This is a genomic window from Streptomyces sp. NPDC002055, assembly GCF_040296705.1.
In the GTDB taxonomy this organism is placed as follows: Bacteria; Actinomycetota; Actinomycetes; order Streptomycetales; family Streptomycetaceae; genus Streptomyces.
Window position 1 is genome coordinate 1 of sequence record NZ_JBEOXS010000062.1, and the last position, 12531, is coordinate 12531.

Below are 12531 nucleotides of genomic sequence, written 5' to 3' on the forward strand. Positions count from 1 at the left end.
GGAACGTATATTTACGGCCCTGGGGGCCACAAATACACGGAAGCTTCCGGAACCCCCACCCCTCCGGCCCCGGCCCCCTCCCGTGCATCGGCGGCTTTCCCCCGGGAGCTGAACAGGATGCCCGTCGCGTCCACTCCGAGCACCCGGACATCCGTCGTGCGTGGGAGCGTTTCCGGCCCGGTGTCAGCGGTCTTCCCAAGTGCCGGGCGCTGCGTTATACATGGGGCCCATCGGCTAGAACGCGTTCTAGGCCTGCTGCGGGCCGGACGCGCTGTTCGGGCCGACTTCGGACGACCCCGGTGCGACCGACGGTGCGGACGGCCGTGCCGGGGTCCCCCACACCCACCCGTGGTGAAGGAGCAGACCCGATGCCCATCGACGTCGGACAGGCGCTCTCGGCCGAGCCCCGCCGGACGGATCTCGCCTGGGACCACAAGGACATCCAGCTCTACCACCTCGGTGTGGGCGCGGGGATCCCCGCCACCGCCCCGGACGAACTCCGCTACACGCTGGAGAGCCGGCTGCACGTCCTGCCCAGCTTCGCCACCGTCGCGGGGGGTGCCCTGGCGGCCGCCGGGGGACTGTCCTCGCCCGGGATCGACGTCGACCTCGCCGCCGTGCTGCACGGTGGCCAGCGCATCGAACTGCACCGGCCGATCCCCGTGCGCGGCACGGCCGTTCAGACCTCCCGGATCGCCGCGGTGTACGACAAGGGGAAGGCGGCGGTCATCGTGCTGCGCTCCGCCGCTGCCGACGACGACGGAACGCTGTGGACCAGCGACACCCAGATCTTCGTCCGGGGCGAAGGCGGCTTCGGTGGTGAACGGGGACCCTCCGGCCGGCTCGAAACCCCCGGCCGGGAGCCGGACCGGACCGTCGAGCGCCCGATCCGCGAGGACCAGGCGCTCCTCTACCGGCTCTCCGGCGACTGGAACCCGTTGCACGCCGACCCCGAGTTCGCGAAGCTCGCCGGTTACGACCGGCCGATCCTGCACGGCCTCTGCTCGTACGGCATGACCCTCAAGGCCGTGGTGGACACCGCGCTCGGCGGCGACGTGAGCCGGGTCCGCGCCTATGCCACGCGCTTCGCCGGGGTCGTCTTCCCGGGGGAGACCCTGCGCATCCGGATGTGGCAGGAGACCGGCCGTATCCAGGCCACGGTGACCGCCGTCGAGCGGGACGACGCGCCCGTCCTCGCGGACACCGTGGTGGAGCACTCCTGACGGAGTCCCCCGGCCGTGAACCACCCCGCACGCCGTTCCACGCTCATCCGCTCCGGCCATCACTCGTCCGGCACCGGGTGGAGGCGGCTTGGCCGTCGCCTCCGCCGCCCGTGAAGGGAGCCCATCGTGCGCGCAGCCGTCCAGCAGGAGATCGGGCAGGACAAGCTCGAAGTCGTCGACGGGATCGAGGCGGTCGGCTTCGGCCCCGGGAAGGTGAGACTCCGGATCCGGGCCACCGGGCTGTGCCACTCCGATGTCTCGGCGATGAACGGCGTGCTGCCGCAGCCCGCCCCCTTCGTCCCCGGTCACGAGGGAGCGGGCGAGGTCATCGACGTCGGCGACGGCGTGACCGGGCTGAGCCAGGGCGACCGGGTCCTCGTCTGCTGGCTGCCGTCCTGCGGCAGCTGTCCCTCGTGCCGGCGCGGCCAGGGGCACCTCTGCCTCGCCGGGTTCCTCAACGCCGGGACCCCGAACTTCAAACGCGCCGGCGGCAGCCCCGAGGACGTCTTCGGCTTCGCCGGAACGGGCACCTTCGCCGAGGAGGTCGTGGTCGGCGCCGGATGCGCGGTCCCTATCCCGGACGACGTGCCGTACGACATCGCGGCACTCATCGGCTGCGGTGTCACCACCGGCCTCGGAGCCGCGCTGAACACCGCCCGGGTGGAGGCCGGTTCGTCCGTCGCCGTCATCGGCTGCGGCGGGGTCGGCATCAGCACCATTCAGGGCGCACGGGCGGCCGGGGCGGCGCAGATCGTCGCGGTCGACCCCGTGGTGTCGCGGCGCGAGGCGGCCCTGCGCTTCGGCGCCACCGAGGCCGTCGCCCCCGAGGAACTGGCCGACGCCAAGGCCCGGATCACCGGGGACGAGGGCTTCGACTACGTCTTCGAGGTCGTCGGGAAGTCCGCCACCGCCCGGACGGCGTACGAGACCACCCGCCGCGGCGGCACGCTCTGCGTCGTCGGCGCCGGGGCGATGGACGACCACCTCCAGGTCAACATGTTCGAGCTGTTCTTCGACGAGAAGCGGATCCTGCCGTCGATGTACGGCGGCGGGGACGTCCTCCGGTCCTACGAGCGGGCGATCGCCCTCTGGCGGGCCGGCCGCATCGACCTCCAGGGACTCATCACCCACCGGGTCCGGCTCGCCGACATCAACGACGCACTGGACCAGATGCGTACGGGTGAGGCCCTGCGCACCTGCATCGAGATCTGACGACGGGCCGGATCGGGCGGGTCAGGTTTGCGGACGGTCCCGGAGGGTCGGGGGCCCGGGGCCGATGGGTTCCCGGGGGCGGCTGGACCCCGGGGCCGCCGGAGCCGGGCCGTGCGCCGCCGCGCGTTTCCGGACGACCGTCCGAGTGCCACCGCACGAGAGCGCCCGCGGCAACCGTCCGAGCTCACGGCCGTCCGGGCGCTCCGGGACACCGCCAGAGACTTCTGAGAGGACACGTATGCCATCGCAGGGACTGCCCCTCGAGGGAAAGGCCGCGATCGTCACGGGTGCCGGTCGCGGCCTCGGCCGCGCGGAAGCCCTCGAACTGGCCAGGCTCGGTGCCCGCGTCGTCGTCAACGACTACGGGCAGCCGGGGCGGGACGGTTCGGGCGCGGCGTCGGCCACCCCCGCCGAGGAGGTCGCCGCGGAGATCCGGGCCGCGGGCGGCCAGGCCGTGGCCCACCTCGGCGACGTGGCGGTGTTCGAGCAGGCACGGGCCATGGTCGACCTCGCCGTCGGCCTCTACGGCTCGCTCGACATCCTGGTCAACAACGCGGGCATCCTCCGCGACCGGATGGTCTTCTCGATGACCGAGGACGAGTGGGACGCGGTGATCCGGGTCCATCTGAAGGGCCACTTCAACACCACTCGCTTCGCCGCCGAGCACTGGCGGGAACGGGCCAAGGCGACGGGCGGCCCGGTGCACGGCCGGCTCGTCAACACCTCCTCGGAGGCGTTCCTCGCCGGCTCGGCCGGCCAGCCCAACTACGCCGCCGCCAAGGGCGGAATCGTCGGGCTGACCACGTCCACGGCCGCCGCGCTCGCCAAGTACGGGGTCACCGCCAACGCCATCTGCCCGCGCGCCCGCACCCGGATGACCGAGGACGTCTTCGCCGGCTTCGGAGTGCCGGAGGACGGCGCGCTGGACGTGCTCGCCCCGGAACACGTCGCCCCGCTCGTCGGCTATCTCGCCTCGCCGGCCGCCGCGCGGGTCAACGGGCAGGTGTTCGTGGTGCACGGCGGAATGGTCGCGGTCGTCGAACGGCCGCGCGTGGCCGCGCAGTTCGACTCCGCGAAGGAGACCTTCAGCCATGCGGAACTCGACGACCTGCTGACGCCGTACTTCGCGGAGCGCCCGCCGGGGGAGACCTTCGCCGCGGCGGAGGTCCTCGGCCTCAAGCGGGGATAGCCCCGGGGTGCGGGCCGGACGGCACCACGGCCCGGCGCACCCGTGGTGGCTCCCGGCCGCCCGCGCCCCGGCGCACGGTGTCCCCCGCCGGGGCGCGGCCGGCTGCACGGGGCCCCGGCAGGCCCGTGCCGGGGCCCGGAAAGCCGAAAGGCAGCCCGGGCCGATGGACGGCGCCCGGACTGCCCGGCAATCCCGGTTACGGCAGCCTCAGGAGTTCTGCTCCTGCGCGGGCCGCCGGTGGCGGCCATGGACCGGCGTCTGCGCGTCCTCGGTCGCCGCCGGGCCCCGGTGCTTCCCACGGCTGGAAGCGCCCTCGGCGGCAGCTCCCTGGGAGCGCGCCTCGCTCGTGTTGGTTCGTGCTTCGGACATTGGTGACGTCACCCCGTCGAATCGCTTCGTGCTGTGCGCGAGGGCCGCGGCAGCGTGCAGTACGCCGTCCCGAAACGGCCGACGACAGTCGTCAATCGGCCAACCGCACAACATCGGTGAGTAACCGTCGGTGCCCGGTCTGTTCAGCTACGTAGCCCCCGGAGAATTCTAACCAGGCTGATGATCGTGCAGCTACCTGGTTCGAGCCATGGGAGCCTGCTGGAGAGGCACCGGACGGGACGGAGGGTGATTGGCTGAATCCTTACCCTGCCAGGGGTCGGTCATACCCGGTGGACTACCCGTGCCCCACGCCTCCACAACCGGCTCGCTCTCCTCGGTCCAGGGGCGTGTGTCCAGCCCCGCGATGCGCGCACCGACATCGACCGGCACCTCCGGTTCCGGGTGCCGACGGTCCGCTGCCGGACCCGCCTCCGGCTCCGGCATGCTCCCGGTTCCGGCCGCGAAACCCCCCTCCGGTTCCGCGGAATTCCCCGGTCCTGCCGGGTGGGGCACCCGTGGATCACGGATTTCCCCTTCGGCGTGTCGCGGCTCCGGGACGGGAAGCGGCAGCGGTACGGATCCGGCCTCGGGCAGCGGCTCCGGCCACGGCCGCGATTCGGGGAACGGCTGCGATTCGGGGAAGGGCTGCGACTCCGGGAACGGCTCCGCCGCCACCGGCTCCTGCTCCGCACGCGCCGGTTCCGGCGCCGGCCCCTCCGCGGGCCCGAGGCCCGCACCCGCCCGATCCGCACCCGGGGCCCGATCCGCACCCGGGGCCGGACCCGCACCGTCCGGCGCCCGGCCCGTACCCGGCCCCGCCGCCCGCGATCCCGCCGTCATCCGGGCCAGTCCGCACGGCACCTCGGCCGTGGCGTACGGCAGCCGCAGCTCGCCGTCCGGTGTCCACAGGCCCGCGCCCGCCAGCCAGCCCTCCGGGGGCGTGAGCTGCCGCAGCTCCCGGCCGGACGGCCGCCACACCCCGACCCGGCTGCCGCCGGCGCCGTCGATCCGCAGCGCCACCGCGCAGTTCTCCGGCATCAGCATCTGGCCCGGCTGGACGGCGAACGGGGTCACCGCCGCGTCCGGCAGCCGCAGCGCCTCGGGGAAGCGCACCGGGCGGCTGCTGCCGAGCACGCCCCAGCCGAGCCGTTCGTGGCCCGGCGCGTCCGACTGCACGAGCAGCAGCCCGCTGTCCGGATCGGCCAGCAGCAGCCGGTCGTTGCTCTCCTCGGTGATCTGGAGCAGCGGGCTGATCGCGCCGCCCCGGCCCAGATCCACCGCGACCGTCTTCACCCGGCCGTCCGCCGGCTGCTGATCGAGTGCGAGCAGTCGGCCGGTACGGTCCAGCCAGGCGCCCCCCGAGCAGCGGCCGCGCAGTTCGACGACGTGTTCCGGCCGGACGGGGCCGCTGCCCGCGTCGCGGGGCCGCCCGTCGTACACCCGCCACAGGGCGGTCGAGCGTTCGCCGTGGGCGAGCGCGTAGGCGGCCGTTCCGCCGGGCACCGGCGGCAGCAGCGTGAGCCGCTCGCAGACGACTCCGCCGAGCGACAGTTCACCGGTGCCGGGTCCGGTGGGGTAGAGCAGCGAGAACGCGTACCGGTCCGCGACGCGGCGGCGGATCAGCACCCGGCCGTCGGCGAGCGGCAGGAGCTCGCTGTCCGGCTCCTCGGGCTGGTTGCCGGGCAGCGGGACGACGTACGGCTCCGGTCCGCCGAGCGTCCAGCGCTCGGGGAGCCAGTTCCCGGTCTCCGCTCCCCCCGCCAGCCGCGCCCCGTACGAGCCCTCCGCGGAGATCGTCAGCGGCGTCGGTCGTACGGTGCCGCTGTCCGCGGTGGTCTCCGGCGCTGGGGCACAGACCGTCATCAGGGGTCACCTCCGGCGCCCGAACCTAGTTTCGGCTGCCGCGGCCGAACAGTGCGCCTTCCCCCGCTTCACACATAAGGGTGTCGCTTGCCCGATTCCGCTGAGTTTTCAGGCCAGTTTGTGCTCCCGGTGGCGGGGCGGTTCGGCGCCGGTGCAGCCTGGCGGAAGCCCCCGCGACCGCCCGCCCGTGCCCCGGCCGAATCGCCCTCGTATCGCCGTCCGCGGCCCGGTGCGCCGCTCCGTGCCGGGCTCCGGCGCTTCCGCGAGGCGGCGGGGCCCGGCGGTGGGACGGCCGGCGGCCGGGCCCCGTGGCGGCCAGCGCGGTCCCGGCCGGTCCCGGGCGCTGTCCGGGCCAGGTCCCCGGTCGGGCAGCGGCAGCACCCGAGGACACGGGTGAGAGGTAACCTCTGACCCGTGCCCGCACTGTCTGAAGTCATCGCCGCGCTCGACACTCTCTGGCCCCCCGAGCGGGCGGAGCAGTGGGACGCCGTCGGCACCGTCTGCGGATCCCCCGACGCCGAGGTCTCCCGGGTCCTCTTCGCCGTGGATCCCGTGCAGCGCGTCGCCGACGAGGCCGTCGAACTCGGCGCCGACCTGCTCGTCACCCACCATCCGCTCTATCTGCGGGGCACGACGACGGTCGCCGCGTCCACCTTCAAGGGCCGCGTCGTCCACACGCTCATCAAGAACGACGTGGCGCTGCACGTGGCACACACCAACGCCGACCGCGCGGACCCGGGCGTCTCGGATGCCCTGGCCGGCGCCCTCGACCTGCGGATCACCGGCCCGCTCGTCCCGGACGCCACGGACCCGGCCGGCCGCCGGGGCCTGGGCCGGGTCTGCGAGCTCGACGAGCCGCTGACCCTGGAGGCCTTCGCCGCCCGCGTCGCCGAGCGGCTCCCGGCCACCGCCCAGGGCATCCGGGTCGCGGGCGACCCGGCCCGCACGGTGCGGACCGTCGCCGTCTGCGGCGGTTCCGGCGACAGCCTCTTCGACGACGTGCGGCAGGCGGGCGTGGACGTCTACCTCACCGCCGACCTGCGCCACCACCCGGCGTCCGAGGCCCAGGAGCGGAGCCCGCTGGCGCTGCTGGACGCCGCGCACTGGGCCACCGAGTGGCCCTGGGTCCAGCAGGCCGCCGCCCAGCTCGACGAGATCTCCGACCGGCACGGCTGGAACCTGCGCACGCACGTCTCCCGCACGGTCACCGACCCCTGGACCGCCCACGCGGCGGCCCACCGTTCCCCCGCCCCCGGCGCGGGGAACGCCACCGACACCGCACCGCCGGGGCCCACGGGCGCCCGTACGGATGTCCCCACCCACACCTCAGGAGCCCCACGCTGAACGCCGCGCCCGCCGACCAGATCCGACTGCTCGACGTCCAGTCCCTCGACGTCCGCCTGTCGCAGCTCGCGCACAAGCGCCGCAGCCTGCCGGAGCATGCGGAGATCGAGACCCAGAACGCCGACCTCGCGCAGCTGCGCGACCTGCTGGTCGCCGCCCAGACCGAGGAGAGCGACACCGCCCGCGAGCAGACCAAGGCCGAGCAGGACGTGGACCAGGTGCGCCAGCGCGCCGTCCGCGACCAGCAGCGGCTGGACTCCGGAGCGGTGTCCTCCCCGAAGGACCTGGAGAGCCTCCAGCACGAGATCGCCTCCCTCGCCAAGCGCCAGGGCGACCTGGAGGACGTCGTCCTGGAGGTCATGGAGCGCCGCGAGTCCGCGCAGGAGCGGGCCGGGGAGCTCACCGAGCGGGTGGGGTCCGTGCAGGCCAAGGTCGCCGACGCCGTCGGCCGCCGGGACGCCGCCCTCCAGGAGCTCGACGACGAGGTGGCGTCCGTCACCAAGGAGCGCGAGATCGTGGCCGCCTCCGTCCCGGCCGACCTGATGAAGCTCTACGAGAAGCTGCGCCAGCAGCAGGGCGGCGTCGGCGCGGCCCGGCTCTACCAGCGGCGCTGCGAGGGCTGCCGGCTCGAGCTCAACATCACCGAGCTCAACGAGGTGCGGACCGCGGCCCCGGACGAGGTCGTGCGGTGCGAGAACTGCCGCCGCATCCTGGTCCGTACCGGCGAGTCGGGACTGTAGGCCCCGTGAGTCGACGCTTCATCGTCGAGGCGGACGGCGGGTCCCGGGGCAATCCGGGGCCCGCGGGCTACGGCGCCGTCGTCCTCGACGCGGAGACCGGTGAGCCGCTGGCCGAGGCCGCGGAGTACATCGGCACCGCGACGAACAACGTCGCCGAGTACCGCGGCCTGATCGCGGGTCTGCGGGCCGCCCACGCCCTGGACCCGGAGGCCGCCGTCCGCGTCCGGATGGACTCCAAGCTCGTCGTCGAGCAGATGTCGGGCCGCTGGAAGATCAAGCACCCGGACATGCGTCCGCTGGCCGCCGAGGCGAAGACCGTGCTGCCGTCCGGCCAGGTCACGTACGAGTGGATTCCGCGCGAGCGGAACAAGCACGCGGACCGGCTCGCCAACGAGGCGATGGACGCGGGCAAGCGGGGTGAGCGGTGGCAGCCGTCCCGGTCGACGGCCGCCCTGGACAGCCCGTCCCGCACCGCCGGGGAGCGGACCGCGACGGCCGTGCCGGACGCGGACGAGCCGCTCGCCGAGCCCGCGCCCGCCCCGCTCGGCTATGCCGCCCCGGCCGACCTCGGCACCCCCACCACCTTCGTTCTGCTCCGGCACGGCGAGACCGCGCTCACCCCGGAGAAGCGCTTCTCCGGCAGCGGAGGCTCCGACCCCGAGCTCTCGCCCGCGGGCCGCCGCCAGGCCGAACAGGTCGCCGCGGCGCTCGCCGCGCGCGGCACGGTCCAGGCCGTCGTCAGCTCACCGCTGCGCCGCTGCCGGGAGACGGCCGAGACGGTCGCCGGCCGGCTCGGGCTGGACGTCCGGACCGACGAGGGGCTGCGGGAGACCGACTTCGGCGCCTGGGAGGGGCTGACCTTCGCCGAGGTGCGCGAGCGCTACCCCGAGGAACTCGACGCCTGGCTGGGGTCGGCGAAGGCGGCCCCGCCGGGCGGCGAGAGCTTCGCCCAGGTGGCCCGCCGGACGGCCCTGGCCCGCGACAAGATCCTGGCCCGCCACGCGGGCCGGACGGTGCTGCTGGTCACCCATGTCACCCCGGTGAAGACCCTGGTCCGGCTGGCCCTGGGGGCCCCGCCGGAGTCCCTGTTCCGGATGGAACTGTCGGCGGCCTCCCTCTCGGCGGTCGCCTACTACGCGGACGGCAACGCCTCGTTGAGGCTGCTGAACGACACCGGCCACCTGCGCTGACCCGAGGGCGCCGACCCGCGGACGCCGGCCCGAGGGCGCCGACGCCGGCCCGAGGCGCTGACCCGAGGAGACGGGCACGAGACCGGCGGCCGCCTGTGCCGGCCGCCGGTTCTGCGGGGGTCTCCGCGGGTGCGGTTCTCTGTGGTTCACGGTTCTCTGCGGTTCACGGCGTTCACCGCGGCGGGGCCGCTGCGGTGTGCCGATCGCGCGATCCGCTGTGGTGCCGACGGTGCGGGCTTCCGAACGGGAGCCCGCGCCCTTCCCTTTCTGCGCCGGCCGCCGGCCGGCGTATCGGAGCCCGATGCTGCCGGGAATGGCGCTCACCGGGCTCCGGGAGCGGCGCCGTCAGTGCACCTCGGTGACCACGACGTCCAGCGGCCAGGGCCGGCCCGCCTTCGCGGGCGCCTCGGCCTCCACCACGTGCCCGAGGTCCCGCAGCGCCGTCACGAGCTCCGCCGGGTCGGCGGGCTCCGCGCCCGCCGACAGCAGATCCCGGACCAGCCGTCCCTTCGTCGCCTTGTTGAAGTGGCTGACCACCGAGCGCTTCTCGACGCCGTCGACCATCCGCGCGTGCAGCACGCGGACGGTGGCGGTGCGTTCCGCGACCTCGCCCTTCGGCTTCCAGGCGGCCGTGTAGGCGGAGGACCGCAGATCCAGCACGAGGCCCTCCCCGGCGGCGGCCGGCATGACCTGGGCCATCGGCCCCCGCCAGTAGGCCCCGAGAGCGCCGAGTCCCGGCAGCTTCACCCCCATCGAGCAGCGGTAGGAGGGGATGCGGTCGGCGACTCCCAGCGCGCCCCACAGCCCGGAGAAGACCAGCAGCGACCGCTCCGCGCGGCGGCGCGCCGCGGCGTCGAGCGTGGCCAGGCCCAGCGCGTCGTACAGCACGCCCGTGTAGATCTCGCCGGCCGGGCGGGCCGGTGCGGTGCGCAGCCCCGCGTTCTTGGCGACCTCGCCCCGCAGCCCCTCGCTGAGCCCGAGGGCCTCCCGCGCCTTCTCCTCGTCGCCGCCGCACAGCTCCACCAGCTCGTCGAGCACCGTGGCGCGCGCCTCCCGGAGCCCGGGCAGCGACAGCCCCGCCGGGTCGAGCGGCGCTCCGGAACCGCCGGCGGCCTTTCCTTCGGACGGCGGCAACAGCACGAGCACGGAAGATCTCCTTCACACGGGTGAGCGGGGGCCACGACCGACCGGACAGGGCCCCGCGGCAGCCTAACGGCCCCGCGCCCTGCCCCCGGACGGCCTGCCCTCCTCGCCGATCGCGAGGCCGCCGCGGTGACCCTGTTCAGCGATCCGCACGGGGACGACTACCGGCAGCTGTGCACCGTGCCGTACGGCAAGGAGGTCGCTCTCCCCGAGCCCTTCTCCTTCGTGCTGCGCACCGCCGACTTCGTGTGACGGGCCCGCCCCGACCGGCGGGTACCATGGTCGGCACGGCAGACGAGCCGAGCGGGCGGCCGCGTCGGGATCCTCGGATCCCGCCGAGGAACGTCCGGGCTCCACACGGCAAGGTGGTGGGTAACGCCCACCCGGGGCGACCCGCGGGACAGTGCCACAGAAAACAGACCGCCGGGGGCCGCAAGGTCTCCCGGTAAGGGTGAAACGGTGGTGTAAGAGACCACCAGCGTCCGAGGTGACTCGGACGGCTCGGTAAACCCCACCTGGAGCAAGGTCAAGAGGGGCCGCCGCGAGGCGGCCCTGCGCGGATGATCGAGGGCTGCCCGCCCGAGTCCGCGGGTAGACCGCACGAGACCGGCGGCAACGCCGGTCCTAGATGGATGGCCGCCTCCTGCCGGGCCGCGAGGCCCGGTGGAGACAGAACCCGGCGTACAGCTCGACTCGTCTGCCACTACCTGTGACTTTGCCTGTGAAAGGGCCTCTGACCTGCGTCGGAGGCCCTTTCCGATCTTTCGTGGGCTTGCCGCGTTAGGCAGCGGAAAGTCCCTCCGAAGTCCCTCGGACAGCGCTGAAAGTCCCTGAAAAGTCCCTGGGGTGGAGAGGCAGGCGTATGGCCGCAGCGCGGGCTGCGCGCTGGCGAAGCAGGGCGAGTACCCGGTCTCGGTCCTCAGTCTCGGCAACGCGTAGGCGTGGTCATATCGGACCTCCACCGCCTGCTGGGCATCGTCCTGGATGCCGGAGGTGGGGAGAGCGAACTCGCTGCATGACCTATCGGCCGCACGGCGAGTCGGGCCTGTAGCTCGTCCGTGCTCAGAGTGCTCTCGCGTATGGCTGTTCGCAGCCAGCGGAGCACCCTCCTGCTGACCCAACGGCGTGGCGGATCCCCACCCGCGTATCGGGAGGTATATGAAGCGATTCGTCGCCCACGAGGTCTACCGCGCTCTGATCAGCAGACCAGCCGAACGAATCACTCAAACCGACCTGACTCCTGCGGCTTGACAGCCATAGGAGCATCCCACTCTGCTGCTGGACGGCGAACTGGCCACCGCCAAGCCGAAGAAGTTCCGCTACCGGCTCCTGCACACCGCCGCCGGCATTACCCGTGGAAGCCGTCGCCTCCACCTGCGGATCCACGCCACCTGGCCCTGACGACATGATCGGGCGAACGCCTTCGCCCGCCTCTCGGCCCTGCCGAGTCCAGCCAGCTGACCAACGGCGCTGCCCCTGCCCACCCACAGCCAGCACAGCTCGGCCGTCCTAACTGAAACGGGGAGGCTCACCGAAGAGCAACCACCGGCAGCAGGCCGCTGATGAACTGCCCTTGGCGTTCAGTCCGCTCGAGCTGGGCAGCCTCTTCGGCTTGGCCCACCGTGCGCTCGTCGCTCTCAGGCATTGGCAGCAACTGCTTTCAAGGACGGGCCGGGTTGACCGAAGGCGAGCCTCCGCCAACGCTTCGATCTGGTCGAGAGCGGATGCAGTGGACGTGCGCCGGGCGGCTGGACGCGGAGCTGGCAAACGCGGCGCCGGTTCGCCCATAGGAAGCGATGAGCCGGATAGCCCGGTCCCGCGCCATACGAATTAGAACAGTCGTGGGAAAAGTGGTCCTGAACTGCACCCTTTCGGGGGCGTGCCCTGTCGGGTTCCTGTGGCTACCATTTTGCATGAACGGCATCCAAGCGTTCCCATATGGGAACTGCCAGTCCGGCGTGGCGGAATGAGCGGCGGGCGGAAGAAGGAGCAACCATGATCGTGAACGGTGTGCGGGCGGACGGTATTTCTGGGGTGGCTTGGCAGAAGGCGCGCGCCAGCATCAACAACGGGAACTGCGTCGAAGTGGCCTCGCTTCCGGAGGGGGGTGTGGCTATGCGGAACTCCAAGTTCCCCGGGGGGCCCGCTCTCGTCTTCAGCAAGGTGGAGTTGGCTGCATTTCTCGACGGTGCGAAGGGGGAGGAGTTCGACCACCTCGTCGCGTAACGTGTAAGCGGAACGTTGCGCGTTGGCCATAG

General features: G+C 73.2%; 9 protein-coding genes, 1 other RNA gene and 2 pseudogenes. 9 read left to right on the forward strand and 3 right to left on the reverse strand.

Annotated features, from left to right (window positions below; all coding sequences use genetic code 11):
* Positions 1–368 precede the first annotated feature (368 nt).
* The 3 genes from chsH3 (at position 369) to ABT112_RS28580 (ending at position 3624) form a co-directional block, all read left to right on the forward strand.
* On the forward strand, positions 369–1223 hold the full coding sequence (gene chsH3 / locus ABT112_RS28570; protein ID WP_351514408.1) for an enoyl-CoA hydratase ChsH3: 855 nt from the start codon (positions 369–371) through the stop codon (positions 1221–1223).
* A gap of 126 nt (positions 1224–1349) precedes the next feature.
* Complete coding sequence (locus tag ABT112_RS28575) at positions 1350–2435, forward strand: alcohol dehydrogenase catalytic domain-containing protein (RefSeq protein ID WP_351514410.1); 1086 nt, start codon at positions 1350–1352, stop codon at positions 2433–2435.
* Between the two features lie 238 nt (positions 2436–2673).
* Positions 2674–3624, forward strand: a complete 951-nt coding sequence (locus ABT112_RS28580) for a 3-oxoacyl-ACP reductase (protein ID WP_351514411.1) — start codon at positions 2674–2676, stop codon at positions 3622–3624.
* 207 nt (positions 3625–3831) lie between these two features.
* On the opposite strand, the gene ABT112_RS28585 is transcribed toward ABT112_RS28580, so the two are convergent.
* The gene (locus ABT112_RS28585) at positions 3832–3993 is read right to left on the reverse strand and encodes a hypothetical protein (protein ID WP_351514413.1); all 162 of its coding nucleotides are present in this window, start codon (positions 3991–3993) and stop codon (positions 3832–3834) included.
* A gap of 645 nt (positions 3994–4638) precedes the next feature.
* A pseudogene (locus ABT112_RS28590) lies at positions 4639–5856 on the reverse strand (hypothetical protein); the annotation flags it as partial.
* A gap of 414 nt (positions 5857–6270) precedes the next feature.
* On the opposite strand from ABT112_RS28590, the gene ABT112_RS28595 reads away from it, so the two are divergent.
* Genes ABT112_RS28595 through ABT112_RS28605 form a run of 3 tightly spaced genes read left to right on the forward strand, consistent with a single transcriptional unit; the run spans position 6271 to position 9130 of the window.
* Complete coding sequence (locus tag ABT112_RS28595; protein ID WP_351514415.1) at positions 6271–7200, forward strand: Nif3-like dinuclear metal center hexameric protein; 930 nt, start codon at positions 6271–6273, stop codon at positions 7198–7200.
* Positions 7197–7940, forward strand: a complete 744-nt coding sequence (locus ABT112_RS28600; RefSeq protein WP_351514477.1) for a zinc ribbon domain-containing protein — start codon at positions 7197–7199, stop codon at positions 7938–7940. Before ABT112_RS28595 ends, ABT112_RS28600 begins: the two co-directional genes overlap by 4 nt.
* Positions 7941–7945: 5 nt before the next feature.
* Positions 7946–9130 (forward strand): bifunctional RNase H/acid phosphatase, encoded by a 1185-nt coding sequence (locus ABT112_RS28605; protein WP_351514417.1) that lies wholly within the window; start codon positions 7946–7948, stop codon positions 9128–9130.
* A 345-nt stretch (positions 9131–9475) separates the two neighbouring features.
* On the opposite strand, the gene yaaA is transcribed toward ABT112_RS28605, so the two are convergent.
* Positions 9476–10276 carry a peroxide stress protein YaaA gene (gene yaaA, locus ABT112_RS28610; protein ID WP_351514418.1) on the reverse strand — a complete coding sequence of 267 codons (801 nt, stop codon included), beginning with the start codon at positions 10274–10276 and terminating at the stop codon, positions 9476–9478.
* A gap of 99 nt (positions 10277–10375) precedes the next feature.
* Between yaaA and ABT112_RS28615 the strand changes: the two are divergent.
* The 3 genes and pseudogenes from ABT112_RS28615 to ABT112_RS28625 all read left to right on the forward strand — a co-directional run.
* Positions 10376–10525, forward strand: a pseudogene (locus ABT112_RS28615) (Uma2 family endonuclease); the annotation flags it as partial.
* Between the two features lie 43 nt (positions 10526–10568).
* An RNA gene (gene rnpB, locus ABT112_RS28620) (RNase P RNA component class A) lies at positions 10569–10973 on the forward strand.
* A gap of 1295 nt (positions 10974–12268) precedes the next feature.
* Positions 12269–12499, forward strand: a complete 231-nt coding sequence (locus ABT112_RS28625) for a DUF397 domain-containing protein (RefSeq protein ID WP_351514420.1) — start codon at positions 12269–12271, stop codon at positions 12497–12499.
* The last annotated feature ends 32 nt before the right edge of the window (positions 12500–12531 follow it).